This window comes from Paraburkholderia sp. GAS41 (genome assembly GCF_050436545.1).
Taxonomy (GTDB): Bacteria; Pseudomonadota; Gammaproteobacteria; order Burkholderiales; family Burkholderiaceae; genus Paraburkholderia.
The window spans coordinates 215,036-239,451 of record NZ_JBNDMK010000005.1 but is presented as its reverse complement, the minus strand read 5'-3'; the positions used below and the strand labels follow the sequence as shown (position 1 = coordinate 239,451).

At 60.7% G+C, this 24,416-nt stretch carries 25 protein-coding genes; 18 read left to right on the top strand and 7 right to left on the bottom strand.

The window, feature by feature from the left end:
* Positions 1–251: 251 nt before the first annotated feature.
* From P3T43_RS10510 to P3T43_RS10485, 6 genes are all read left to right on the top strand, one after another.
* On the top strand, positions 252–1,454 hold the full coding sequence (locus P3T43_RS10510) for a cation:proton antiporter (protein WP_429280976.1): 1,203 nt from the start codon (positions 252–254) through the stop codon (positions 1,452–1,454).
* Between the two features lie 106 nt (positions 1,455–1,560).
* The gene (locus P3T43_RS10505; RefSeq protein ID WP_429280975.1) at positions 1,561–2,676 is read left to right on the top strand and encodes a YbdK family carboxylate-amine ligase; all 1,116 of its coding nucleotides are present in this window, start codon (positions 1,561–1,563) and stop codon (positions 2,674–2,676) included.
* Positions 2,677–3,317: 641 nt separating this feature from the next.
* Complete coding sequence (locus tag P3T43_RS10500) at positions 3,318–3,956, top strand: MarR family winged helix-turn-helix transcriptional regulator (protein WP_429280974.1); 639 nt, start codon at positions 3,318–3,320, stop codon at positions 3,954–3,956.
* Positions 3,957–4,073: 117 nt separating this feature from the next.
* Positions 4,074–4,796: a glutamine amidotransferase gene (locus P3T43_RS10495; RefSeq protein ID WP_429280973.1), complete on the top strand. Its 723-nt coding sequence runs from the start codon at positions 4,074–4,076 to the stop codon at positions 4,794–4,796.
* Positions 4,797–4,947: 151 nt separating this feature from the next.
* Positions 4,948–6,060: an NADH:flavin oxidoreductase/NADH oxidase gene (locus P3T43_RS10490; protein ID WP_429280972.1), complete on the top strand. Its 1,113-nt coding sequence runs from the start codon at positions 4,948–4,950 to the stop codon at positions 6,058–6,060.
* A gap of 220 nt (positions 6,061–6,280) precedes the next feature.
* Positions 6,281–6,763 carry an SET domain-containing protein gene (locus P3T43_RS10485; protein WP_429280971.1) on the top strand — a complete coding sequence of 161 codons (483 nt, stop codon included), beginning with the start codon at positions 6,281–6,283 and terminating at the stop codon, positions 6,761–6,763.
* 90 nt (positions 6,764–6,853) lie between these two features.
* Here P3T43_RS10485 and P3T43_RS10480 read toward each other — a convergent pair whose 3' ends face one another.
* Together P3T43_RS10480 and P3T43_RS10475 are read right to left on the bottom strand one after the other, a co-directional pair.
* Complete coding sequence (locus tag P3T43_RS10480) at positions 6,854–8,350, bottom strand: ATP-binding protein (RefSeq protein WP_429280970.1); 1,497 nt, start codon at positions 8,348–8,350, stop codon at positions 6,854–6,856.
* Between the two features lie 155 nt (positions 8,351–8,505).
* A complete protein-coding gene (locus P3T43_RS10475) occupies positions 8,506–9,192 on the bottom strand; it encodes a response regulator transcription factor (RefSeq protein ID WP_074262960.1) in 687 nt (228 codons plus the stop codon).
* Between the two features lie 121 nt (positions 9,193–9,313).
* Between P3T43_RS10475 and P3T43_RS10470 the strand changes: the two genes are divergently transcribed.
* Complete coding sequence (locus P3T43_RS10470; RefSeq protein ID WP_429280969.1) at positions 9,314–9,538, top strand: DUF3717 domain-containing protein; 225 nt, start codon at positions 9,314–9,316, stop codon at positions 9,536–9,538.
* 85 nt (positions 9,539–9,623) lie between these two features.
* Here the strand turns inward: P3T43_RS10470 and P3T43_RS10465 are convergent, their stop codons facing one another.
* Positions 9,624–9,929: a 4a-hydroxytetrahydrobiopterin dehydratase gene (locus P3T43_RS10465; RefSeq protein WP_429281031.1), complete on the bottom strand. Its 306-nt coding sequence runs from the start codon at positions 9,927–9,929 to the stop codon at positions 9,624–9,626.
* 316 nt (positions 9,930–10,245) lie between these two features.
* Here P3T43_RS10465 and P3T43_RS10460 point away from each other — a divergent pair, with 316 nt between their 5' ends.
* Positions 10,246–10,737, top strand: coding sequence for an Lrp/AsnC family transcriptional regulator (locus P3T43_RS10460; RefSeq protein ID WP_429280968.1), 492 nt, complete (start codon positions 10,246–10,248; stop codon positions 10,735–10,737).
* A 21-nt stretch (positions 10,738–10,758) separates the two neighbouring features.
* Here the strand turns inward: P3T43_RS10460 and P3T43_RS10455 are convergent, their stop codons facing one another.
* The 4 genes from P3T43_RS10455 to P3T43_RS10440 all read right to left on the bottom strand — a co-directional run bounded on the left by P3T43_RS10455 (position 10,759) and on the right by P3T43_RS10440 (position 13,339).
* Positions 10,759–11,295: a class IV adenylate cyclase gene (locus tag P3T43_RS10455; protein WP_429280967.1), complete on the bottom strand. Its 537-nt coding sequence runs from the start codon at positions 11,293–11,295 to the stop codon at positions 10,759–10,761.
* A gap of 211 nt (positions 11,296–11,506) precedes the next feature.
* Positions 11,507–12,406, bottom strand: a complete 900-nt coding sequence (locus P3T43_RS10450; protein WP_429280966.1) for a LysR family transcriptional regulator — start codon at positions 12,404–12,406, stop codon at positions 11,507–11,509.
* A gap of 9 nt (positions 12,407–12,415) precedes the next feature.
* The gene (locus tag P3T43_RS10445; RefSeq protein ID WP_429280965.1) at positions 12,416–12,694 is read right to left on the bottom strand and encodes a hypothetical protein; all 279 of its coding nucleotides are present in this window, start codon (positions 12,692–12,694) and stop codon (positions 12,416–12,418) included.
* Between the two features lie 327 nt (positions 12,695–13,021).
* Positions 13,022–13,339, bottom strand: coding sequence for a hypothetical protein (locus P3T43_RS10440; protein WP_429280964.1), 318 nt, complete (start codon positions 13,337–13,339; stop codon positions 13,022–13,024).
* Here P3T43_RS10440 and P3T43_RS10435 point away from each other — a divergent pair.
* The 10 genes from P3T43_RS10435 (at position 13,320) to P3T43_RS10390 (ending at position 24,414) form a co-directional block, all read left to right on the top strand.
* Positions 13,320–15,035 (top strand): GMC family oxidoreductase, encoded by a 1,716-nt coding sequence (locus P3T43_RS10435; protein ID WP_429280963.1) that lies wholly within the window; start codon positions 13,320–13,322, stop codon positions 15,033–15,035. The genes P3T43_RS10440 and P3T43_RS10435 overlap by 20 nt on opposite strands.
* A 243-nt stretch (positions 15,036–15,278) precedes the next feature.
* Positions 15,279–16,058 carry an ABC transporter ATP-binding protein gene (locus tag P3T43_RS10430; protein WP_429280962.1) on the top strand — a complete coding sequence of 260 codons (780 nt, stop codon included), beginning with the start codon at positions 15,279–15,281 and terminating at the stop codon, positions 16,056–16,058.
* A complete protein-coding gene (locus tag P3T43_RS10425; protein WP_429280961.1) occupies positions 16,055–16,813 on the top strand; it encodes an ABC transporter ATP-binding protein in 759 nt (252 codons plus the stop codon). Before P3T43_RS10430 ends, P3T43_RS10425 begins: the two co-directional genes overlap by 4 nt.
* Before the next feature lie 56 nt (positions 16,814–16,869).
* On the top strand, positions 16,870–18,084 hold the full coding sequence (locus P3T43_RS10420) for an ABC transporter substrate-binding protein (protein WP_429280960.1): 1,215 nt from the start codon (positions 16,870–16,872) through the stop codon (positions 18,082–18,084).
* Positions 18,085–18,228: 144 nt separating this feature from the next.
* Entirely contained in the window at positions 18,229–19,113 is an 885-nt protein-coding gene (locus tag P3T43_RS10415) for a branched-chain amino acid ABC transporter permease (RefSeq protein ID WP_429280959.1), read from the top strand.
* Positions 19,113–20,084 carry a branched-chain amino acid ABC transporter permease gene (locus P3T43_RS10410; protein WP_429280958.1) on the top strand — a complete coding sequence of 324 codons (972 nt, stop codon included), beginning with the start codon at positions 19,113–19,115 and terminating at the stop codon, positions 20,082–20,084. The genes P3T43_RS10415 and P3T43_RS10410 overlap by 1 nt, the downstream gene beginning before the upstream one ends.
* A 232-nt stretch (positions 20,085–20,316) precedes the next feature.
* A complete protein-coding gene (locus P3T43_RS10405) occupies positions 20,317–20,601 on the top strand; it encodes a hypothetical protein (RefSeq protein WP_429280957.1) in 285 nt (94 codons plus the stop codon).
* Positions 20,602–20,634: 33 nt separating this feature from the next.
* Complete coding sequence (locus P3T43_RS10400) at positions 20,635–21,801, top strand: ABC transporter substrate-binding protein (protein ID WP_429280956.1); 1,167 nt, start codon at positions 20,635–20,637, stop codon at positions 21,799–21,801.
* A gap of 225 nt (positions 21,802–22,026) precedes the next feature.
* Positions 22,027–23,187: an ABC transporter substrate-binding protein gene (locus P3T43_RS10395; RefSeq protein ID WP_429280955.1), complete on the top strand. Its 1,161-nt coding sequence runs from the start codon at positions 22,027–22,029 to the stop codon at positions 23,185–23,187.
* A gap of 171 nt (positions 23,188–23,358) precedes the next feature.
* A complete protein-coding gene (locus P3T43_RS10390) occupies positions 23,359–24,414 on the top strand; it encodes a branched-chain amino acid ABC transporter permease (RefSeq protein WP_429280954.1) in 1,056 nt (351 codons plus the stop codon).
* Positions 24,415–24,416: the final 2 nt, after the last annotated feature.

Sequence of the window (24,416 nt, the reverse complement as noted above, 5' to 3'; positions counted from 1 at the left end):
CTGCTGCGGCACACCCGGGTTCGCCGCTTGCAGGTTTGTAGGTCTGGCGCGTTCAGATTTCACCCGATCGGTGACAATTCGCAACGCTGGTCGGCACACAGCACACAGCAATCGACACTTCGCGCGTTGGCGGACTTATCAAGTGTTTCGCCGCTTCGTGTCACCTGCCGTTGCTGATAGCAACTATGTTGCATGGGACCGGAGTAGGCGCTGAAGCGCCAACTCCGGTCGACAAAGGAGAACCCACCACGATGAAGTCGGCGTTTTCATTCTTCCCAGCCTGGCCGCTCTCACCCGATGCCATTTTCTGGGCAGGCCTTGCCCTGCTCACCGCCGGTTTGTGCGGTGAACTCTGCTATCGCGCGTGGCGTCTGCCACGCATTTCCGGATATGCCGTCATCGGTCTGGTAGCCGGCGCGGCCGGCTTCGGTGTGATCGACACAGTTTCGGCAAAAGCGGCCCGGCCACTGCTCGATGTCGCGCTCGGCCTGTTGCTGTTCGAACTCGGCAGCCGCCTCGATTTGCGCTGGATCCGCCGCAATCCGTGGCTGATTCTGTCGAGCATCGCCGAATCCACGCTGACATTCGTGCTGGTTTTGCCGGTCCTGCTATTCCTGCATATTCCGACGATCGTCGCCCTGGTCCTCTCCGCCATCGCCATGGCCACGTCGCCCGCGATGGTGATCCAGCTGAAAACCGAATTGCGTGCGGAAGGCCAGGTCACGCAGCGGCTCCTGACGCTAACCGCGCTCAACAGCATGTACGCGGTCGTGGTTGAAAAGCTCGTGTCGGGCTGGCTGCATCAGGAAGCCTACGGCAATGTGTTCGCCACCATCCTGCAGCCGCTCTATCTGCTGATCGGATCGCTCGTACTCGCGTTTGCGCTCGCACGCACCTGCATCTTTTTCTATCGCCGGATGAACATGCAGGACGAGCATTCGTTCGTCGCCTTGTTCGGCCTCGTGCTGCTGGCCATCGCCATCGCGCATCTGTTCAAGCTCTCGACGATTCTCAGTCTGCTCGCCGCCGGCATCATCGTGAAGAACATGGAGGCGCGCCCGCAACTGTGGCCGCAACATTTCGGCACCGCCGGGTGGTTGCTCACCGTGATTCTGTTCGTGCTGACGTTGACTTCGTTCGAATGGAAGGACATTGGCATCGGCGGACTGGCGGCGCTTGGACTGATCATTGCGCGGCTCGTCGGCAAACTCGTCGGTGTGCTCGCGTTCGCGAAGCCCAGCGGTTTGAACTGGAAGCAGGGCGTCGCGCTCGGTCTCTCGCTTTCGCCCATGTCAGCGTTGGCGTATCTGCTCGTCGACGATACGTACACCCTTTATCCGAATCTGGATCCGAGCCTGCGCGCGATCATGATGTGTTCGATCGTTGTCCTGCAGATTCTCGGACCGTGGCTGGTTTATCGCTCGCTCGCGCTGGTGGGCGAGCGTCGCGAATAATTGTTGCGGATTACGGAATAAATCCGAATTCCTTGCAGTAACCAATCGATATTGAAAACGGCGGCGCAGGTGACGCCTGCCTCGCCGACTTGAATCAGGGGACGCCATGTCACTCGAACGTTTCGTCGATTCGCAACCGTTCACCTTCGGTATCGAACTCGAAATGCAGATCGTCAATACCCATGACTATGATCTGACCAAAGCCGGCACCGATCTGCTGCGGCTCATAAAGGATGAAAAAATCCCCGGCAACATTACGCCGGAGATTACGGAAAGCATGATCGAACTGTCGACCGGCATCTGCACATCACACGAGCAGGCGCTGGCCGATCTCCGCACGATTCGCGACACGCTGGTGTCTGCGGCAGACCACCTGAACGTCGGCCTGTGCGGCGGCGGCACACATGCGTTTCAGCAATGGAGCGACCGGCAGATCGTCGATACGCCGCGCTTTCAGTACCTTTCCGAGTTGTACGGGTATCTCGCCAAGCAGTTCACGGTGTTCGGTCAGCACGTACACATTGGCTGTCCGGATTCGGACAGCGCGCTGTATCTGCTGCATTCCATGTCGCGTTTCATTCCGCACTTCATCGCGCTGTCGGCATCGTCGCCGTTCGTGCAAGGTGTGGACACAGGCTTTCATTCGGCGCGTCTGAATTCGGTGTTTGCGTTCCCGCTCTCCGGCCGCGCGCCGTTCATGCTGACCTGGGACAGCTTCGAAGAGTATTTTTCGAAGATGGTTCACACGGGCGTCGTGAACAGCATGAAGGATTTCTACTGGGACATTCGTCCAAAACCGGGTTTCGGAACCATCGAAGTACGCGTGATGGATACGCCACTGTCGGTCGATCGCGCCGCGGCGATTGCCTGCTACATCCAGACGCTCGCGCGTCATCTACTGCTCGATAAACCGCTGACGCCGCGCGAAGACGATTACCTCGTGTACACCTTCAACCGCTTCGAGGCCTGCCGTTTCGGACTGGCGGGTACCTGCATCGATCCACAAACCGGCGAGCGCAAGACGATTTCGGAAGACATCCTCGAAACGCTCGAGCGGATCGCGCCGCATGCCGAGGCGTTAGGTTCGGGTAAGGCGCTCGCGGAAGTAGCGTCGATAGCACGTGGTCAGGTGAACGATGCAACCTGGTTGCGGACCGTGTTCGAACATGAAAAGTCGTTACACGAGGCCGTTCGGCAACAGTGTCTGCAGTGGCGTGCGTGACAAACGGATAACTGACAAAGCAAGGAAACACGGCAGCCTGAGCAACTTGAGCCCTTGGAAACAGTCTTTTGCGTTTTTTTCGTTATCCTGATTCGAGCTCAGGTTTCCTTAGTGTTTCTAAAGTTTACGTATACAAACGTAGTAGTAGTTAACAAGCATTGCACGGGCCTGTGGACAACTGAATAATTCCTTGCAAAGTCAACGCCATGCGTAAATGATAACCCTGCTGTTCGGGTGCGCATCCCGGCGGGGAATGGCGGATAACTCTGGTGGTGGCGAAACGGCTGGGAAGCTTGTCAAGAATCGGTGCACATGCAGTCCCCGGCGTTTTCCCGTGCTTATCCACAGGATCCGGTGAATAAGTTAGCTGTACGATTTGCCGCTCTCGCATAGAATGTCGTTTTCGCAGCTTCGATCACGTTGTACCGCTGGCCGGCTTGGCGAGCAGTGGGGTGGACGGAGGTGGCAAAAAAATGGTGTGGTAGGGCGCGCCAGAAAGGGCGTTGCAAGCTGTAGATTTTCGAATGAGTTGATTCACAGTCCGTCCGTGGTCCGGGCGAGGCTGCCCCCATACAGGCTGCCGGCGTGTTTGGCGCCCGACGGCTAAACAGCGACATGCTGTCAATAACGAACGAAAGATTATGAGCGAAGGCGTATACGGAGAGCAGGCAACCGGGCGAGTCACCCACAGCCTATTGCGACTGAGCACGGCCATGCGGAGCCAGGCATGGGAGTGGGCGGAAGGCGCGGGTTTGACGCCCACGCAAGGCGAGATCCTGGTGTTGCTGATGCAACGCAAGGGTCCGATGCGCCTCGGCGAAATCGCGCGTGAAACGGCCTTGACTGCCGCGACCACGAGCGATGCGGTCAGCACCCTCGAAAGCAAGGGGCTGGTCGAAAAGCGCCGTGCACTCGACGACGGTCGCGCCCTCGCGGTACGTCTGACGGCCCGTGGCCGCACATCCGCCAAGCGCGCCGCGCAATGGCCGGACTTCCTCACCAAGGCTGTCGGCACGCTGCGCGAGGACGAGCAGGCACTGTTCTACCGTACGCTGCTGAAGACGGTGTATCAGCTCGAGACGCAGGAAAGCATTCCGACGCACCGCATGTGCCTGACGTGCACGCATTTCGAGCCGAGCAAGAACGCGAAGAAGACGCCGCATCATTGCAAGCTGCTCAATCTGAACATGTCGGACACGGATGTGCGTCTGGATTGCTCGGTGTACGAAGCTGCTGATATCGCGACGCAGAAGAAGACCTGGAAGATCTACGCGCAGTAACGCGGGTTTGCCAAATTGCGAAGCCGGTCAGGTGGCCGCTCGATGCGAGTCTGCCCGACCGGCCTCGCGCCGTCTGGCGAGCTGTCTGTTTTGTCCAACTGATGATGGAATCTGCCGATGATTCACGAAGTTCTGGCGATTCGCCATGTCCACTTCGAAGATCTAGGCAGTCTCGAGCTGGTACTGGGCGAGCGCAGCCAGCCGGTACGCTACCTCGATGTCGGCCTCGGTCGTATCGAAGCCCCCGACCCCGTTGCACCGTCGTTGATGGTGGTATTGGGCGGCCCGATCAGCGCTAGTGACGACGTGCGCTACCCGACGCTCCTGCCACTGTTGTCCATGATCGAAAAGCGGATCGCAGCGGGTTTGCCTACTCTCGGCATTTGCCTCGGCGCGCAGCTAATTGCGCGAGCGCTTGGCGCCCGGGTCTACCCAGCAGGCCGGACTGAACTCGGCTGGACTCCCCTCACGTTGACCGACGCAGGACGCGCATCGCCGCTTCGTCACGTGGACGGCGCGCTCACCTCCATGCTGCACTGGCACGGCGACACTTTCGATCTGCCGTCCGGCGCCATTCATCTTGCCTCGACGCCTGCTTGCGAAAATCAGGCATTTTCCTGGGGCGGGCACGTGCTCGGTTTGCAATGCCACCCGGAAATCCGGGCTGACCGTTTCGAGCCCTGGCTGATCGGGAACGCCGGAGAAATCGTGGCGGAAGGGATCGACGTGTGCGAGTTGCGTGCGCAGACCGCGCAATGGGGTCCCGGTCTTGAGGAAGGGGCGCGCCGGATGTTCGGCGAATGGCTCGATCAGGTCGAGAACAGCGCGGCGAAGCCATAAACACTACGGACTACCAGGCTCAGGTCAGCTTCAAATCAGGTTCCTGACGGGTTCAGTAGCAGCGTAGCCGGTCGGCGCGGGCAATTGTCCTGCAGTGAATCGAACGCGGTGCTATCCTCAAACGCTCCTCGGCTTCCCTTGGGCGTAATCCATGAGCGCGCTTTTCTCTCCGCTCACGCTACGTAGCGTGACGCTTGCCAATCGCATCGTCGTGTCGCCAATGTGCCAGTATTCCGCCGAGCGTGGCGAAGCCACGGCATGGCACATGATCCACCTCGGTAGCATGGCGTTATCGGGTGCGGGTCTGCTGTGTATCGAGGCGACCTCGGTTGAACCCGACGGCCGCATCACGCCGGGCGATCTGGGTCTGTGGGACGACGTCACCGAAGCCGCGATCGTGCCAGTGCTCGCCGCGATCCGCAAGTATTCCTCGATTCCGGTAGCCATGCAGCTTTCGCACGCGGGCCGCAAGGCGTCGAGCCATGTGCCATGGGACGGTGGTCAGCTGATTCCGGTCGCCGACGGTGGCTGGTTGCCGCATGCGCCGTCGGCGCTGCCGCACACAGCTGGCGAAGAACCACCGCTTGCCCTCGACACCGCCGGTCTCAACCGGGTGCGCGAGGCGTTCGCGGCGTCGGCCCGGCGTGCTGCGCGACTCGGTATCGACGCGCTCGAAGTCCACGCGGCGCACGGTTACCTGCTGCATCAGTTTCTTTCTCCCATCGCCAATCAACGCACCGACGAATACGGCGGCTCGCGCGAAAACCGCATGCGTTTTCCGCTGGAGATGTTCGAGATCGTGCGCGCCGCATTTCCGGCCGACAAACCGGTTGGCGCGCGCGTGTCGGCCACCGACTGGGTCGAAGGCGGCTGCGTCCTCGACGACACGATTGCCTTTGCTCAGGAGTTGAAAAAACGCGGCTGCGACTGGATCGACGTTTCTTCCGGCGGCGTTTCGCCGTTGCAGAAGATCCCGCTCGAACCCGGCTACCAGGTGCCGTTTGCGCATGCGGTGAAACAGGCCACGGGTCTCACGACCATCGCGGTGGGTCTCATCACCGATCCGTTTCACGCGGAGCAACTGATCGAAGAGGGCGACGCCGATCTGATTGCGCTGGCTCGCGGCCTGCTCTATAACCCGCGTTGGCCGTGGCATGCCGCGGCCCAACTGGGCGCGACGGTGGAGGCGCCGCCGCAGTATTGGCGCTCGCAACCGCGCGATCAAAAGGCACTCTTCGGCGACATTTCGTTCGGACAACGTTAGGTCGATAACGGGCAGAACACGTGGAAGGCGTTGTGACGGTTGAAGGAAGCCATATCAAGCGTGTACGATGCCGGATGTGACGCAGGTGCGTTGCATGTCGACGCGGCGCCCGCAAGGCGCCGCGTTTGTTATTCGAGTCCGAAAATTCGGCCACGGACAGGCAGCCAGCGCTGACGACAGTCGAGATGTTCACCCCCAGTTCTTCACAAGGATTCATTCAATGAGTTCACGCAGGATCGTCGTGCGCCGTTCGGGAGTGCATGGCAAAGGCGTGTTTGCCGTCGAACCGATTGCGGCCGGCGAGCGGCTGATCGAATACAAGGGCGAGCGGATCTCGTGGAAGGAAGCGTTGCGGCGTCATCCACACAATCCGAAAGAACCGAATCACACGTTTTACTTCGCGCTGGATGAGGGCGGGGTGATCGATGGCAAGGTGGACGGCAATAGCGCCCGCTGGATCAACCATTCGTGTGCGCCGAATTGCGAAGCCGAGGAGATCGACGGTCACGTCTACGTTCACGCATTGCGCGATATTGCGGCCGACGAAGAACTGTTCTACGACTACGGCCTCGTGATCGACGCGCGCCAGACCAAGAAGCTGCAGAAGGAATACGAGTGCCGGTGTGGCGCCCGCAAATGCCGTGGCACGATGCTGGCACCGCCGGAAAAGGCTGAGAAGAAGAGCAAGAAAAAGAAGAAATGAGGCGCGGGCTGCGTGAGCGCAGCCCGGACTTGCCGCGGTGGCCAGATCATGGATTGGCCCATCGACGGGGGAGATGAAAAGACAGCGGAATTACAGATCGATCGGCGCCTTGTGCGCCGATTTTTTTGGCGCGCGCCGGCTCTCTGGCTTGGGCACCGGGCTGCTGGTTATCAAAGGAATCCGCACGATAAAGCGCGCACCGCCGTCGGGTGCGTCTTCGTAATGCACGCTGCCGTGATGCAGCACCATGATGTCGTGCACGATCGCGAGGCCGAGGCCCGCACCGCTGTCGACGCCGCTTTCGCTCTGACCGTCGCCGCGGAAAAAGCGCTTGAACAGATCCGCTTGCTGGTTCGGCGGCACACCCGGTCCGTTATCTTCGACGATGATCTCCGCCATCGCCACATTGTCGACGTGACTCTGTGAAACGGTGACCGTGATACGTCCGCCGTCGAAACGCGAAGGCGGCACATACTTCAGAGCATTGTCGAGCAGGTTGGCAATCACCTCGTGCAGCAACACCGGATTGCCGCGCGCCGTGAGCGGGCGATCGTTGGCAGGATCGTCCAGACGCTGGAAGCCGAGGTCGACGTGGAAGCCGAGCGCGCGCGGCACCCATTCCGCACCGGTTTCGAAGGCCAGCGCCGCTATGTCGATGTTGACGAAACGTGCAGCCTGCTCGCCTGGTTCGGCACGGGCGAGCGAGAGTAGCTGATTCGACAGGCGCACTGCGCGATCGGCGGCGGCGCGCAGTTCATGCACGGCGGCCAGCGCATGCTGCGGGTCGCGGGCGACAGCCGCCTGTTCCGCGTGCAGCTTGACGGCGGTGAGCGGCGTGCGCAGTTGATGCGCGGCGTCGGCGATGAACTTGCGTTGCGCGTCGAGCGCCGTCTTCAGACGGTCGAGCAGTGCGTTCAGGGCACCGGTTAGCGGACGGATTTCGACCGGCACATAAGTCTCGTCGACCGGTTCCAGCGAAGTGTGGGTCTGCCGGTTCAGCGAATCGGCGAGGTTGGTGAGCGGATTAAGTTGCTGATTGACCACGCGCCACACAATCACCCAGCCGGCAAGCAACAGCAGCAGCAGCGGCATCATGATTGCAATGAGGAATTCGGCGGCGATCTCAATGCGATGCTGGACCGGCTGACCGACCTCCACGACGATCGGATTGCCCTTGGGCTGATCCACGCGCACTTGTGCGACGCGCATGGTGACGCCCTCGTGTTGCGTCTCGAACACGTAGGCGTAGTGCATGATGCGCACGTTCTGGCCTTGCAGCGGGAGCTTCGGATCGCCGGCGATTTCGGTTTCGCCGTCGCTGATCCGATAGACGAGATGTTCGATCGGATCGGAGAACATGGCCTGGGCCAGCGGTTTCACGGTAATCGAAGCATTCGGACCGGCAATCTGGATCTGCCTGGAAATGGCCGTGGCGAGGTCGGCCAGCGAGCGGTCGACCACATGCTGCGTGTATTGCCACGCGAGCCAATAGGCGATCAGGCCGCTCATCAACGCGAGCAGGGAAAGGGGGGCGGCAAGGCGGCGCAGCAGCGTGCGACGCAGGCTATTCGCGGCCGGGTGGGGCATGGACGAACGCGATAAAAGAGGCAGAGCGGCAACGCAGCCGCTGAATGCCGCTGGGCAGCGGCGCAAACGCGCATCCGTGGCATGAATGTGCGGTGCCGGCCCAGCAGCGCCGTCAGGTCATCGGGCCGTCAGCGCGGCCCGGGCCTTCGTGACCATTATGCGGCCTGACGGATTTCCTGCAACAGATAGCCGAAACCGCGCACGGTGACGATTTCAACACGGCAGTTTTCCAGCTTTTTGCGGACCCGGTGCACATAGACTTCGATCGCGGTGTCGCCGAGATCGCCGCCGAAATGCGTCAGGTGGTCCTGCAGTTGGGCCTTGCTGACGACGCGGCCATGGCGCAGCAACAGCATTTCGAGCACGGCGAATTCGCGCGGCGACAATTCGAGCGGCTTGTCGTCATTGAAGATGCGACGATCGACGCCCGACAGACGCACACCGCCCAACGACACTTCCGGACGCGGCATGTCGCCGTGCGGGCCGCTGCGGCGCATCACGGCACGAATACGCGCTTCGAGTTCAGCCGGTTCGAAGGGCTTCAGCATGTAGTCGTCGGCGCCAGAATTCAGGCCCTGAACGCGGTCGTTCAGTTCGTCGCGCGCGGTCAGCACGATCACGGGCGTATGCCGATTGCTCTGGCGAAAGCGCGAGAGCAACGTCATGCCGTCGATGCCGGGCAGACCGAGATCGAGAATTACGAGTTCGTGGCGATTTTGCGTGAGGGCCTGTTCGGCGAAAATGCCGTCGTGGACCATGTCGACCGTGAAGCCGGCTTGTTCGAGACTGCTTTGGATGCCGCGTGCGATGGGGCGGTCATCTTCGATCAGAAGGAGTCGCATGGATTTCGCTCAAGTACAATGGGTTTAGGCGTTCGGGCACGCGGTTCGCCGGGGCGCCTGCTGCACAGGATGCCGGGCGGCGTCGCCGTACCTGCGCATCCAGGAAGCAACCACGAGAACCATGTCCGATATACCGATCCACGAACTGGAAGCCGCGATCAACTTCTGGCGCGCCCGCTCACCTTCAAGCGGCGACGAACTCGTTCTGTGCAAGGAGGCAAGCGCGCTCTCCAAGCCGTATGCGCTGATGATTGTACAGCGTCAGACCGCGCTATCACCGGAAGGTTTGGATGCTACTGCACGGGAAGCGTGGAATTCTTACGTTCGCCTTAAGAATGGCCTGTAGAAGTGAAGGTTTGCACGTCCGAATACCTGCAAAGCCCTTTCATCGTAGTGCAAGCGTGGATTTTTGCGTAGGTTGATATCCCGCGTTACGGCGCGTTTCCGGCGACCTGATCGATAAAACGGGCCAGCGAAATATCGCGTTCAGTGACGCCGGCCGCCTCGTGTGTCGACAGTGTGATTTCCACCTTGTTGTACACGTTGAACCATTCCGGGTGATGGTCCATTTCCTGGGCCTTGATCGCCACCCGCGTCATGAAACCGAACGCCTCGTTGAAATCGCCAAACTCGAAATGCCGCTGGATCGCATCGCGGCCTGCGACGGCGACCCAGCCGTGCAATTGACTCAATTGCGCTGAACGTTCTTCCGAATCAAGTTTGAGAATCATGAGGATGCCTCGCTTTTTTGCCCATTTGCCTCGGTAGGCGCGCTGCACGCGTCTTTCTGGTTGGCCGGCCCTCGCGCACGGTTTGGCACGGCACGCAATGGGCAGACATGCCGCTATTTTTTCACGGATCGGACAGCGGGTCTGCATGACGCGCGCGCGATTGAATGCGAACGGGTTGGGCGCGACGCATTCGAGGTTGGAAGACGAGTCGCTCTCGGTTGAGACCGTTCCGGCGTTCTGGATGTGTACACAATGAGAGCGTCAATTTAACAATTTATGCGACAATTGTGCACTAAAAACCAAATTTATGCGGAATTGAATCATGCTGGAACTAGATCACTTCGATCTCGCGCTTCTGGAAGTGCTACAGCGCTTCGGACGGGCGACCCATCAGCAGCTCGGCGAGCAGGTGCCGCTGTCGCCATCGCAGATCGGCCGGCGGTTGCAGCGCCTCGAACAGGTGGGCGTGGTGGACGGCTATCGTGTCGTGCTACGCCCGGAAAAGCTCGGGCTCGGCGTGACGGCATTCACGAGCCTCAAGCTCAAACATCATGGCGATTCGATCATCGAGCAGTTCCAGCAGCAGATCGACATGTTGCCCGAGGTGCTGGAGTGTCACGCGGTGGTGGGGGATGCCGATTATCTGCTGCGTATCGTGGCGCCGGATCTGAACGCGCTGTCGTCGTTCGTGATGAAGAAGCTGATGCGGGTGCCGGGCGTGGACAGTGTGCGCTCGAACATCGTGCTGACGACGTTCAAGCGCAACGGGCCGTTGCCGCTAGGACACCTCGGGTCCGGGGCGGCCACTGGCTGATGCGCCCGTGGCCGCGGCTGCTTAGGCCGCTTGCCGCGGGGCGCTATCCGGGCTGAGCAGATCCACGTACGCAACGGCCACCAGATCCGTTTCCGGCACACCCAGCTTCGCGAACATCGCGTGCGCTTCGGCGTGGCCGCCTTCCTCGTCGTCGTCCTGGGCGAGGAGCACTTCCAGTTCGACAAAGTCTCCCAGACCGTCTACCCGGTCCAGGTGAATACGCGTACGCCCGGCGGTGTAGACATGGCGCTCCTTGGTGACGATGCCGCGCGTGGTCAGTGCGGTGGCAAGCAGCGCGTGCATGGCTTCCGGGTTGGTCACGGGGCTGCGGGTGTAGTACGAGGCCTTCGGGCCATCACGATCATCGCGCTGATAGAAGATCAGCTCGGCCGGCGTGCCGTCGTCGAACTGGCGCAGCTTGAGACGGCCACGCGGCACGTCGTAGAAGAAGTCCTGCTGGCGGAAGATCAGCGGAGCCTCGGGCGAAAGTTCAGCGGCGCGTTCGCGGAGCTGTTCGAATTGCTGCGCGCGGGCTTTGATTTCGATATTGCGTGCCATGTCAGGCTCCTCAGGAAGGATGGATTGTCGGCGGCCTCAGAGGCATGTGACAGGGGCGAGGCGCGCCAGGAAGGACAAACTCGAACGAAACTCAGGCAAAGGCGGGCGCGAACAGAGGCGCGAGCCTCGAATCTAGCAAAAAGCGCGTGACGGTGTTGTTAAGACGCTTGTGATCGTGTGCGGCGTGCGGTGGTGCTGTCATGTGGACGGCTCATATCGTCCACTGCTGCCGGATTGCCTTGAGTGCCGCCGCGATGGCCGGATCGTCCTGACGGGCGGCCAGCGTGACGAAACTCAACTGGGTCGGCACCGTAATGCCTTCGACGATCGTGAGCGCGTGGGCATGCGCTTCGGCGATGGCGATGGCGTCGCGCGCGAGGGTGAGACCGACGCCCGATTTGACGAGATCGAGCATCGACGGTTCCTGATCGACTTCGGCCACCTTAACAGGCTTCACGCCGGCGTCGGCAAAACGCCGCGACAGCAACCGGTGATGAGCGGAAGCGGGCGGGGTCCAGATCCACGGAAGGGCGGCGAGGCTGCGCCAGTCGCGCGCGCCTTTCACGCGGTCTTTCCAGCCGGCGGGCGCGAGCACACGGTACTGGAAATGCGTCAGGGTGAGCACGTGAAACGGGGCGCCGTCACGCGAATCGTCTTCCGACGGCTGACCGATGTAGTAACCCACATCGAGCTCGCCGGCGCGGATCTGCTCGAGTACCCAGCCGGACATACCATGGCGCAGTGCCGTTTCGATATGCGGCCAGGTTTCGACGAGCTGTCTGAGGAATCCGCCGAGGCGGAGAAATTCCGGATCGAGGATCGTACCGATGCGTAGCCGGCCCCGCACTTCCTGGCGTAGCGACGCGGCGGCGCGGTGGACATCGGCGGCGGCGGCGAGCGCGCGTTCGGCGTGAGGCAGGAGCGCCTGGCCGTCGCGCGTCAATGCTAGCCCGTGGGAGGTTCTTGTGAATAACGTCAGGTCGAGCGTTTCTTGCAGATGCTTGATCTGCAGGCTGACCGCGGGTTGGGTCAGATGCAGTTGCACTGCGGCACGGGTGAGGTTGCCCTCGTTGGCGACGGTGACGAAGGCTCTTAGCAGAGTGAGGTCCATTTGGTGATATTAGCGCGGCTTATAGCCGAGATGAGGGGAAGTCATTGGATTTGGGTTGGGGGCGGGGGTAGGGTTTGGGTTTGCTTTTTTGCTTTTTTGCTTTTTTGCTTTTTTGCTTTTTTGGTTTTTGCGGTTTTGGTTTTTGGTTTGCCTACGGCGTTTTGTCTGTGTTCTTGCGGTGTTGGCCTTTCCTTGTTTTGTTATCGGTCTATTAGCTTCGCCCCTGTGCGGGGCAGCACCTACTTTCTTTGCCGCCGCAAAGAAAGTAGGCAAAGAAAGCGGGCTCAAACCGCCAGCTTTTAGCAGGTCGTCTCTGTCGTGAACCGGAAACGGCCCAACACGAGACGTGCCCTCGCCCCGCGTCCGTCAGTGACACAGGGCTCATTCATCCCGCCTTCGCACTACGTGCGGGCGGAAGGGTTTGCCGGTGATCGAATGCGTGTGGATGGGGGGCAAAGACATGTTTGGATACCTAAACATAAGAGAAACATATGCGCGTACCGAAGCTGTGCTGTGCCCGACGGCGGGGCGCGAAGCGCGACGCTGGAACGGATGAGTGCTTTGTCACTGACGGGTAGGGTGCGAGGGCACGTCTCGTGTTGGGCCGTTTCCGGTTCACAACAGAGATGGACACCTAAGCACTGGCGGTGTGAGCCCGCTTTCTTTGCTTACTTTCTTTGCGGCGGCAAAGAAAGTGAGTGCTGCCCCGCACAGGGGCGAAGCTAATAGACCGCTAACAAAACAAGGAAAGGCCAACACCGTAAGAACACAGACAAAACGCCGCAGGCAAACAGACCACCAACAAAGCAATAAAACCCAGACATCGCAGAACCAGAACCAGAACTTAAAAACCGCCGCCTGCAAGGCAAAAAAGACCATTTGATAAAGACTGCCAAACAAAGGAGACAAAACCATGCCGACAACCAGCAGCAAAACCCCTCCCAACCCCCGCACATTAGAAGGCGAATTCGACTACATCATAGTGGGCGCCGGCACAGCCGGCTGCGTACTGGCGAACCGCCTGAGCGAAGACCCAGAAGTATCAGTCCTGCTGCTAGAAGCAGGCGGCAAGGACGACTACCACTGGATCCACGTCCCGGTAGGCTACCTGTACTGCATCGGCAACCCCCGCACCGACTGGCTCTACAAAACGCGCGAAGAACCCGGCCTGAATGGCCGCTCGCTCTCATACCCGCGCGGCAGGGTGTTAGGCGGCAGTTCATCCATCAACGGCATGATCTACATGCGCGGCCAGCGCGAAGACTACGATGAATGGGCGCGCGTCACCAACGACACAGCCTGGTCCTGGAACAACGTCCTCCCCATCTTCAAACGCAGCGAGGACTACCACGGCGGTGCCAACGAATCGCACGGTGCAGGCGGCCCATGGCGGGTCGAAAAACAACGCCTCAAATGGAAGATCCTCGAAACCTTCGCGCAAGCCGCGCAGCAAACCGGCATCCCCGCTACCAACGACTTCAATCGCGGTGACAACAGCGGCGTCGGCTACTTCGACGTCAACCAGAAACGCGGCATCCGCTGGAATGCCTCGAAAGCGTTTTTGCGCCCCGCGCTCAGGCGTCCCAATCTGACCGTCATCACCGGCGCCGTCACACAGCGCGTCGTGTTCGACGGGCGGCGCTGCACAGGTGTTGAATATCGTGGCAATGACACCGACTATTTCGCCAAAGCCCGTTGTGAAGTGATCCTGAGTTCCGGCGCGGTCAATTCGCCGCAACTGCTCGAACTCTCCGGCATCGGGAATGGTGCGCGCCTGCAAAGCCTCGGCATCGACGTCGTGCAGGATCGGCGCGGTGTCGGTGAGAATCTCCAGGATCATCTGCAGCTGCGGATGGCATACAAGGTCGACGGCGTGCGCACGCTCAATACCGCTTCGGCGCATTGGTGGGGCAAACTCATGATCGGTTTGCAATATGCGCTGTTCCAGAGCGGACCCATGTCGATGTCGCCGTCGCAACTCGGGGCGTTTGCCAGGTCGGACCCCGACGACCGCTCGCTCACACGGCCCGATCTCGAGTATCACGTGCAGCCGCTTTCGCTCGATCGCTTCGGCGAACCATTGCATCGATTCAACGCGTTTACCGCGTCCGTATGCCAGTTGCGCCCAACTTCGAGGGGCAGCGTCCATATCGTCTCGCCCGAGCCGCACACGGCGCCAGAGATTGCGCCCAACTATCTGTCCACGGACTACGATCGTCACGTCGCCGCCAACGCGCTGCGTCTGACGCGGCGTATTGCTGCGGCGCCCGCACTGGCCCCGTATCGGCCGCAGGAAATCATTCCGGGTATCCAGTTTCAGACGGAGGAAGAGCTTCAGCAGGCAGCAGGCAACGTCGGCACCACGATCTTTCACCCCGTCGGTACTTGCCGGATGGGTGCAGCGGACGATCCCGCTGCTGTCGTCGACCAGCGTCTGCGGGTGATCGGTGTCGAGGGTTTGCGCGTCGTCGACGCTTCGGTCATGCCGAACATCACGTCCGGCAATACCAACTCCCCCACGCTGATGATCGCCGAGCGCGCAAGCGACATGATTCGCGAGGACCGTCGTGCACGCGTATCGGGTCAAACGTCGGAGATACGCCCGGCCGCTTCGGTGTCGATTGCATGACATGCAAGCTCGATGCGCGCCGCGCCTCGCGGACGCGCATCGCATACTAAGTGCAAATCCCAATGAATGCGCTGCATCATTGGCGCGACAATGGCGCGATGCTGCGTGGCGCGCCGTGGATTACCGTCTGTAATTGGTGCGCCACGCCAACGATCGACACGGGGGTGTCGTCGCCATCACACGTCGCGCAGGCTCTGGCGCGGAAGATCGTAGTGCCTCGCCTCACTTCGCATGGAAGGGAACATGATTCTCGGCGACACGATTCTCGAAACGCGCGGACTAACGAGGGAGTTCAAGGGCTTTGTCGCCGTCAATGGCGTCAACCTGCGCGTGCGCCGTGGCTCGATTCATGCGTTGATCGGCCCGAATGGCGCCGGTAAAACGACCTGCTTTAATCTGCTGACCAAATTTCTGGTGCCCACCGCAGGGCAGATCGTCTACAACGGCATCGACATTACCCGTGAACGTCCGGCGCAAATCGCACGGCGCGGCATCATCCGCTCGTTTCAGATTTCCGCGGTATTTCCCCATCTGACGGCATTGCAGAACGTGCGCATCGGTCTGCAACGCGCGTTGGGCACCACGTTCCATTTCTGGAAAAGCGAGCGCACGCTGCATCAACTCGATGATCGCGCCATGGATCTGCTCACGCAGGTCGGTCTGACCGACTTCGCCGACGTGCCGACGGTCGAATTGTCCTATGGGCGCAAGCGTGCCCTCGAGATCGCCACCACGCTCGCCATGGAGCCCGAACTGATGCTGCTCGACGAGCCGACCCAGGGCATGGGTCATGAAGACGTGGATCGCGTGACCGCACTCATCAAGAAAGTCTCGAACGGCCGCACCATCCTGATGGTCGAGCACAACATGAATGTGATTGCCGGCATCTCCGACACGATCACGGTCCTGCAACGCGGCGAGGTGCTCGCCGAAGGCACGTACGCCGAAGTATCGAAGAGTCCCCTCGTCATGCAGGCCTATATGGGCAGTGCCGATGCCGCGCTCACCGGAGCGCACGCATGAACACCCTTGCGGAGCGCGAGAACGTTGCAGTGAGCGGCATCGTCAACGCGGAACCTGCGTTGGAGATTGCGGGCCTGCAAGCGTGGTACGGCGAATCCCACATATTGCATGGCGTCGATCTGACCGTGAACCGCGGCGAAGTCGTCACCTTGCTGGGCCGCAACGGCGCCGGGCGCACGACGACGCTGCGCGCCATCATGGGACTCACCGGTCGCCGGTCCGGCTCGATTCGTGTCGGCGGACGCGAGACCATCGACATGCCGACTCATCGCATCGCGCATTGCGGCATTGGCTACTGTCCCGAAGAGCGCGGCATTTTTTCCAGCCTGTCATGTGAAGAAAATCTCCTGCTGCCGCCGCCGGTGGGCGACGCCGCGCACATGATGTCGCTCGATGAGATCTACGCGATGTTCCCGAACCTGCAGGAACGCCGTGTCAGCCAGGGTACGCGGCTCTCGGGGGGCGAGCAGCAAATGCTCGCCGTGGCGCGCATCCTGCGCACCGGCGCCAGTCTGTTGCTGCTCGACGAGATATCCGAGGGGCTCGCGCCGGTCATCGTGCAGGCGCTCGCGCGCATGATCGTGACACTCAAGGCGCGCGGCTACACCATCGTGATGGTCGAACAGAATTTCCGCTTCGCCGCGCCGTTGGCCGACCGCTTCTACGTGATGGAGCATGGCGGCATAGTCGAACACTTCGGCGCGAGCGAACTCGAAAGCAAGATGCCGGCGCTGCACGATCTGCTGGGCGTCTAGGCACTGGACGCCTGATTGCCTCTGATAAACACAAGCAAGGAAACAAGGAGACCGCAATGAAAATGAAAACACTCGCGCGACTATCGGCATGGTGCTTTGCAACGGCGGCTAGCGCCGCGCTGATGATGGGGGGCGCGCGGGCCGCCGACGACACGGTCAAGATTGGCTATATCACGGACATGTCCGGCCTTTACGCGGATATCGACGGCCCTGGCGGCCTCGAAGCGATCCGCATGGCGATTGCCGACTTCGGTGGCAAGGTCAACGGCAAGCCAATCGAACTGGTCTACGCCGACCATCAGAACAAGGCAGACATTGCCGCGTCGAGAGCGCGCGAATGGTTCGACCGCGACGGCGTCGAAATGCTGATCGGCGGTACCAACTCGGCCACGGGTTTGTCGATGAACCAGGTGGCGGGAGAAAAGCACAAGGTCTACATCAACGTCGGCGCCGGCGCGGATACGCTGACCAATGAGCAATGCACGCCGTACACGATTCACTACGCGTACGACACCACGGCGCTCGCGAAGGGCACCGGCGCGGCGGTCACGAAGCAGGGCGGCAAGACGTGGTACTTCCTGACCGCGGACTACGCGTTCGGCAAGGCGCTGGAGACGGCCACCGCGGCCGTGGTGAAGGCAAACGGCGGCCAGGTGCTCGGCGACGTGCACCATCCGTTGTCGGCGTCGGATTTCTCCTCGTTCCTGCTGCAGGCGCAAGCCTCGAAGGCGCAGGTGCTGGGTCTCGCGAACGCCGGTGGCGACACCATCAACTCCATCAAGGCGGCGAAGGAATTCGGCATCACGAAGACCATGAAGCTCGCGGCGCTGCTGATCTTCATCGACGATATCCACAGCCTCGGTCTGGAAACGACGCAAGGCCTGGTGCTGACCGACAGCTGGTACTGGAACAAGAACGACACCACGCGCAAGTGGGCTGAACGTTACTTCGACAAGACGAAGAAGATGCCGTCGAGCCTGCAGGCCGCCGACTATTCGGCGACCATGAACTATCTGAAGGCGGTGCAGGCGGTGGGTTCGACGGATCCGGACAAGATCATGGCCCAGTTGAAGAAGACCAAGATCGACGACTTCTACGCGAAGGGCTACATCCGTGAGGACGGCAGCATGATTCACGACATGTATCTGATGCAGGTGAAGACGCCGGCTGAATCGAAAGAACCGTGGGACTACTACAAGATCACGGCGACCATTCCGGGCGATCAGGCGTTCACGACCAAGGCGGAAACGCGCTGCGCTGCCTGGAAGTGAGCATGAGCTGAAACCCTGTCCGTCTGCGGCCGACGCTACAGACGGACCAGGACATCACGCTGCGCGCGGGCTGCAGACAGGGTCGCGCGTTGCTGATCGCATGTGGATCTCACCTTGACGACGGGTTAAGGGTTAAGGCGTTCAATGGAAATCTTTGGCATTCCGCTCTCGGCGATGCTGAGCCAGTTGCTGCTGGGGCTCGTGAACGGCTCGTTCTACGCGATCCTGAGCCTCGGTCTCGCGATCATCTTCGGTCTCCTGAACGTCATCAACTTCGCGCACGGCGCGTTGTTCATGCTGGGCGCGATGCTCACGTGGATGGGGCTGTCGTATTTCAATCTGCCGTACTGGGTGATGCTGATACTCGCGCCAGTCCTGGTCGGCGCGTTCGGCATGCTCATCGAACGTTCGATGTTGCGCTGGCTCTACAAGCTCGACCATCTGTACGGCCTGCTGCTGACCTTCGGTCTGACGCTGGTCGTCGAAGGCGTGTTTCGCTCCATCTACGGTTCGTCAGGCCAGCCTTATGACGTTCCCGAGGCGTTGACCGGCGCGACCAATCTGGGCTTCATGTACTTGCCGAACTATCGGGCGTGGGTGGTGCTGGCCTCGCTGGTGGTCTGCTTCGCAACGTGGTTCGTGATCGAGAAGACGCGTCTGGGCGCGTATCTGCGTGCCGGTACGGAGAACCCGAAACTGGTGGAGGCGTTCGGCGTCAACGTGCCTTTGATGATTACGCTGACCTACGGCTTCGGTGTTGCGCTGGCGGCGTTTGCAGGCGTGCTGGCGGCACCCGTGATCCAGGTCTCGCCGTTGATGGGGCAGCCCATGATCATCACCGTGTTCGCCGTGGTCGTGATAGGCGGGATGGGCTCGATCATGGGTTCGATTCTCACTGGCCTGATGCTCGGCGTGATTGAAGGCTTCACGCGAGTGTTCTACCCCGAGGCCTCGGCGACGGTCGTCTTTGTCATCATGGCGTTGGTGCTGCTGGTGCGTCCGGCGGGTCTTTTCGGCAAGGAAAAATGATGCAAAGAAAAGCGCTCTACGGGCTGCTGCTGCTCCTGCTGATCGCGGTGCCGTTTATCGGCATCTATCCGCTGTTCGTGATGAAGGTGTTGTGCTTCGCGCTGTTTGCGGCGGCCTTCAATCTGCTGATCGGCTACACGGGGTTGCTGTCGTTCGGTCATGCCATGTTTCTGGCGATGGCAGGTTACACGACGGGCTACGCCATCCAGACGCTCGGCTATTCACCCGAACTCGGTGTGCTGGCGGGCACGGCTGCGGCAACCTTGCTCGGGCTTGTCGTCGGCCTGTTCGCCATCCGGCGTCAGGGCATTTACTTCGCGATGGTGACGCTCGCGCTCGCGCAGATGGTCTACTTCGTATTTCTGCAGGCGCCGTTCACGCACGGCGAGGATGGTTTGCAGGGCGTGCCGCGCGGCAAATTGTTCGGCATGCTGAATCTTTCATCAGATTTCACGTTGTACTACGTAATCATGGTGGTGATGCTGTTGATGTTCCTGTTGATCGTCCGCATCGTTCATTCGCCGTTCGGACAGGTGCTGGTGGCGATCAAGGAGAACGAGCCGCGAGCGGTCTCACTCGGCTATGACACCGACCGCTTCAAGCTGCTGGCGTTCGTGTTGTCGGCGGGCATTGCGGGGCTGGCGGGATCGCTAAAGGTGCTGGTGCTGGGCTTCGAAACTTTGAGCGACGCGTACTGGACCATGTCGGGACTGGTGATCCTGATGACACTGGTGGGCGGCATGGGCACGCTGTTTGGTCCGCTGCTCGGCGCGGCGCTGATCGTCGCGCTGGAGGACCGGCTGGGCGATATCGGTGGCGGCCTCGCGTCGGTGACGGGCTTGCAGTGGTTCAATTCGCTGGGCGAGTCGGCCACGATCGTCACGGGGCTGATCTTTATCGCCTGTGTACTTGCTTTCAGACGCGGCATAGTCGGCGAGATCGTGGCGCGCGTCCGTCCGTTGCGCGCGTGAGCGCCGCGTCGTCTTGAAGTAGTTCGGTGTCCGATACAATGGGTTCAGAAAGGAAATTGCAATCGCGCTCGCGGAATTAAATCTCAGGATTTCAAACGTGCCCCAATTCAGTGCTGCGATGCACCACTAGGGTAAATGCTAGTTGTCCGGATGGGGGCGGTTGTTTAATCTTCACGCAGTTCTAGTGAACACCGAATTTGCAGGTGGAGAACGAGGAGACATGAGGCACTAAGTGCCCAAGACGAAAGCGCTGTTGGATATTGATCCAACAGCGCTTTTTATTTGTGCTTTCGAAAATCGCCTATTCACGGCGCATTCACTTTCCGCGCGTTTTCTCACCTTTTCCGGTATGTTTTCGACCGGATTTCCTGTCTGGATTGCCCCTTGTTTTGCTGCGTTGCCCAAGGTGTTTCCTGCCGCTGCCGATGCTTGCAAAAGGCTTGCCGCAAGGCGATGGGGTCCGCTACACTCGCCGTTCACCAACCGCGGGGTTGGGGTTTTAAATCAATGGATTTAACTCAAACAGATCACGGGCAGCAAGAGGAGCGGAATGAATTCGGCATGGCGATGGATGAGTGCGGCGTTAATAGCAACGGGCGTATCGGCAGTGTGGAGCGGCCATGCATTTGCGGATGTGAAAATCGGCGTCACGGTTTCGGCGACAGGGCCGGCCGCTTCACTGGGTATTCCCGAAAAGAACACCATCGCATTACTGCCGAAAGAAGTGGCGGGGCAGAAAATCGATTACATCGTGCTCGATGACGCCACCGATTCCACCCAGGCCGTGAAGAACGCCCGCAAGCTCACCAGCGAAGACCACGTTGACGCGCTGGTCGGCTCAACGGTCGTACCGAACTCGCTCGCCATGATCGACGTAGCGGCGGAAACGTCGACGCCGGTGATTTCGATGGCTGCGGCCGCATCGATCGTAGAACCGATGGATGCGAAGCGCGCATGGGTCTTCAAGACGCCGCAGAACGACATTCTGATGGCGACCGCGATTGCGCAGCACATGGCCAATCATGGCGTGAAAACGGTGGCCTTTATCGGCTTTGCGGATGCCTACGGCGAGAGCTGGTTCAAGGAATTCGGCAAGGCCGCCGATCTGGCGAAGATCAAGATTGTCGCCAACGAGCGTTTCGCGCGCGCGGATGCGTCGGTTACCGGTCAGGTGCTGAAGATGATGTCGCAGAACCCGGATGCGGTGCTGATCGCGGGCGCCGGGACGCCGGCGGCACTGCCGCAAAAGACGTTGAAAGAGCGCGGCTATAAGGGCAAGTACTATCAGACGCATGGCGTGGCGAACAATGATTTCCTGCGCGTGTGCGGCAAGGATTGCGAAGGCACCTACCTGCCTGCGGGTCCGTTGCTGGTGGCCGATCAATTGCCGGACTCGAATCCGGTGAAGAAGAGTGCGCTCGCTTACAAGCACGCGTACGAGGCGGCGTATGGCGTGGGTTCGGTGTCGACCTTCGGTGGTCACGCGTGGGACGCGGGTCTGTTGCTGCAAAGGGCGATTCCGTTGGCGCTGCAAAAAGGGCAGCCTGGTACGCAGGCTTTCCGTGAGGCGCTGCGCGCCGCGCTCGAAGGCAACAAAGACTTGCCGGCTTCACATGGCATCTTCAACATGAGCGCGAACGACCATTCCGGTCTCGATCAGCGGGCGCGCGTGATGGTGGAGATCGTCGACGGCAAATGGAAGCTGGCAGGCGACTGAGCGAAAGCAGCTTGCCGGATCGGCAGCAGACAGAAGGCGCGTGCAGCTCACGCGCCTTTTTTATTGCCCGCGCGGTTCCGTGCATCGACAGGGCGACAGTTGGACACGCATCCGTGTCCGGCAGGGAAAACCATGCTTGGCACATCCGAGACTGCTCACTAGATTCAGACACCCGGTCCACGAGCCGGATCATCGATACGCACGTCAAGCGTCGGGAGACGAACAATGAAAGAGACAAGGCAATGGGTCCGCACGGCGATCGCGCTGGCATTCGCGTGCGGCGCTAGCGCTGCGATGGCGCAGGTGAAGATTGGCGTAACGCTTTCGACGACGGGACCCGCGGCATCGCTTGGGATTCCTGAGAAGAACACGATTGCGTTGCTGCCACAGGAGATTGGCGGCAAGAGCGTGCAATACATCCTGCTCGATGACGCGACCGACAGCAGCAAGGCCGTGCAAAACACGCACAAGCTGATCGACGAGGACCACGTCGATGCGATCATCGGTTCGACCGTCACGCCGAGTTCACTGGCGATGCTCGATCTGGCTTCCGCAAGCAGGACACCGATGATTTCGCTCGCTGCGTCGGCCGCGATCATTGCGCCGATGGATGCGAAGCGTGAATGGGCCTTCAAGACGCCGCAAAACGATAGCCTGATGGCCGACGCCATTGCCGGCTATATGGAGAAGCAGGGCGTGAAGACCGTGGGCTTCATCGGATTCGCGGATGCCTACGGTGAAAGCTGGTACAGCGTGTTCAGTGCCGCCGCGGCCGAGCATCATCTGAAGCTTGTCGGCAATGAGCGGTTCAACCGCACCGACGCTTCGGTTACCGGACAGGTCCTGAAAACGATGGCGGCGAACCCCGACGCGGTGCTGATTGCCGGTTCAGGGACACCGGCGGCGCTGCCGGCGAAAACGCTCAAAGAGCGCGGCTACAAGGGCAAGATCTATCAGACCCACGGCGTGGCGAACAACGACTTCCTGCGCGTATGCGGCAAGGATTGCGAAGGCGAGCTGTTGCCCGCCGGACCGATTCTCGTGGCGGATCAATTGCCGGATTCGAATCCGGTGAAGCAGTCGTCCGAAGCCTACAAGAACGCCTATGAGAAGGCGTATGGCGCGGGCTCGGTGTCGACATTCGGTGGTCATGCATGGGACGCCGGCCAGATGCTGCAGCGGGCGATTCCGGAAGCGCTCAAGAAGGGCCAGCCCGGTACGCCGGCATTCCGCGAGGCGCTGCGTGACGCGCTCGCGAACGTGAAGGAGTTGCCGCTCGCGCACGGCATCATGAACACCACGGCGAGCGATCACAACGGTCTCGACAAGCGCGCTCGCGTGATCGTGGAGATCGTCGACGGTAAATGGAAGCTGCAGGACGAGTAACGCGATAGGAACGTAGGATATGCGGCTCTCACCTTCAGTGTGCGGTAAGTGACTCTGCACGGCCATTCTGGTCGATGACAATGAATGTGCTTTCTGGGCCGGCCTCCGGCGCGCCCCGCGTTTTGCGGCCGGTTTCCCAGTTTCGATTTCGACGTTTCAGAACGAGGAAGTATGGATCTATCTATTGCGGCGATCCTCGCGCAGGACGGCGTCACCACCGGAGCGATCTACGCGTTGCTCGCGCTAGCGCTGGTGTTGGTGTTTTCCGTGACGCGGGTCATCTTTATTCCGCAGGGCGAGTTTGTCTCGTACGGTGCGCTGACACTGGCCGCACTGCAGTCGCAGAAATTTCCAGCCACCTGCTGGTTGTTGATGGCGATGGGCGCGGCGTGTTTCGTGGTCGAGACAGCGGGCCTCGTGCGGCATCCTGAGCGGCGTGCCCACCTCGCACTTACGTTCGTGACGCTGGCGACAAAATATCTGCTGTTTCCGCTCGCGGTGTATGCCGTGACACATGGACTGTTTGCGCAGCCTCTACCGATGCTCGCGCAGATCGCGCTGACGCTGCTGATCGTGATTCCGATGGGGCCGTTCGTGTACCGACTCGCCTTCGAACCGATCGCCGAAGGCACGACGCTGGTGCTGCTCATCGTGGCGGTCGCGGTGCACTTCGCAATGGTCGGCCTGGGGCTCGTGATGTTCGGCGCCGAGGGCTCGCGCACCAATGCCTTCTCCGATACGACATTCAACCTGGGCAGCCTGTCGATCTCCGGACAGAGCATGTGGGTGGTCGGCATGGCTGTCGTGCTGATCGTGGCGCTCTATCTGTACTTCGACCGCTCGATCTCGGGCAAGGCGTTACGCGCGACTTCGGTCAACCGGGTCGGGGCGCGGCTGGTCGGAATCGGCACGACACAAGCCGGCCGGCTAGCGTTCACGCTGGCTGCGGGGCTCGGCGTGCTGTGCGGCATCCTCGTGGCACCCCTCACCACCATCTACTACGACTCGGGCTTCCTGATCGGCTTAAAGGGCTTCGTAGGGGCCATCATCGGTGGATTGATCAGCTATCCGCTGGCCGCCGCCGGGTCGGTCCTCGTGGGCTTGCTGGAATCGTATTCATCGTTCTGGGCGAGTGCCTATAAGGAAGTCATCGTGTTCACGCTAATCATTCCGGTGCTGCTGTGGCGGAGTCTGGCCAGCCCGCACGCGGAAGAAGACGAGGAGTGACA

What these genes read in the sequence shown, in the direction of transcription:
- P3T43_RS10430 (WP_429280962.1), top strand. Translation starts at nt 15,279, where the DNA reads ATGATTCTCGGCGACACGATTCTCGAAACGCGCGGACTAACGAGGGAG.
- P3T43_RS10470 (WP_429280969.1), top strand. Translation starts at nt 9,314, where the DNA reads ATGTCCGATATACCGATCCACGAACTGGAAGCCGCGATCAACTTCTGG.
- P3T43_RS10410 (WP_429280958.1), top strand. Translation starts at nt 19,113, where the DNA reads ATGCAAAGAAAAGCGCTCTACGGGCTGCTGCTGCTCCTGCTGATCGCG.
- P3T43_RS10485 (WP_429280971.1), top strand. Translation starts at nt 6,281, where the DNA reads ATGAGTTCACGCAGGATCGTCGTGCGCCGTTCGGGAGTGCATGGCAAA.
- P3T43_RS10400 (WP_429280956.1), top strand. Translation starts at nt 20,635, where the DNA reads ATGAATTCGGCATGGCGATGGATGAGTGCGGCGTTAATAGCAACGGGC.
- P3T43_RS10460 (WP_429280968.1), top strand. Translation starts at nt 10,246, where the DNA reads ATGCTGGAACTAGATCACTTCGATCTCGCGCTTCTGGAAGTGCTACAG.
- P3T43_RS10455 (WP_429280967.1), bottom strand. Translation starts at nt 11,295, where the DNA reads ATGGCACGCAATATCGAAATCAAAGCCCGCGCGCAGCAATTCGAACAG.
- P3T43_RS10480 (WP_429280970.1), bottom strand. Translation starts at nt 8,350, where the DNA reads ATGCCCCACCCGGCCGCGAATAGCCTGCGTCGCACGCTGCTGCGCCGC.
- P3T43_RS10500 (WP_429280974.1), top strand. Translation starts at nt 3,318, where the DNA reads ATGAGCGAAGGCGTATACGGAGAGCAGGCAACCGGGCGAGTCACCCAC.
- P3T43_RS10415 (WP_429280959.1), top strand. Translation starts at nt 18,229, where the DNA reads ATGGAAATCTTTGGCATTCCGCTCTCGGCGATGCTGAGCCAGTTGCTG.
- P3T43_RS10495 (WP_429280973.1), top strand. Translation starts at nt 4,074, where the DNA reads ATGATTCACGAAGTTCTGGCGATTCGCCATGTCCACTTCGAAGATCTA.
- P3T43_RS10475 (WP_074262960.1), bottom strand. Translation starts at nt 9,192, where the DNA reads ATGCGACTCCTTCTGATCGAAGATGACCGCCCCATCGCACGCGGCATC.
- P3T43_RS10505 (WP_429280975.1), top strand. Translation starts at nt 1,561, where the DNA reads ATGTCACTCGAACGTTTCGTCGATTCGCAACCGTTCACCTTCGGTATC.
- P3T43_RS10390 (WP_429280954.1), top strand. Translation starts at nt 23,359, where the DNA reads ATGGATCTATCTATTGCGGCGATCCTCGCGCAGGACGGCGTCACCACC.
- P3T43_RS10450 (WP_429280966.1), bottom strand. Translation starts at nt 12,406, where the DNA reads ATGGACCTCACTCTGCTAAGAGCCTTCGTCACCGTCGCCAACGAGGGC.
- P3T43_RS10420 (WP_429280960.1), top strand. Translation starts at nt 16,870, where the DNA reads ATGAAAATGAAAACACTCGCGCGACTATCGGCATGGTGCTTTGCAACG.
- P3T43_RS10395 (WP_429280955.1), top strand. Translation starts at nt 22,027, where the DNA reads ATGAAAGAGACAAGGCAATGGGTCCGCACGGCGATCGCGCTGGCATTC.
- P3T43_RS10510 (WP_429280976.1), top strand. Translation starts at nt 252, where the DNA reads ATGAAGTCGGCGTTTTCATTCTTCCCAGCCTGGCCGCTCTCACCCGAT.
- P3T43_RS10435 (WP_429280963.1), top strand. Translation starts at nt 13,320, where the DNA reads ATGCCGACAACCAGCAGCAAAACCCCTCCCAACCCCCGCACATTAGAA.
- P3T43_RS10490 (WP_429280972.1), top strand. Translation starts at nt 4,948, where the DNA reads ATGAGCGCGCTTTTCTCTCCGCTCACGCTACGTAGCGTGACGCTTGCC.
- P3T43_RS10425 (WP_429280961.1), top strand. Translation starts at nt 16,055, where the DNA reads ATGAACACCCTTGCGGAGCGCGAGAACGTTGCAGTGAGCGGCATCGTC.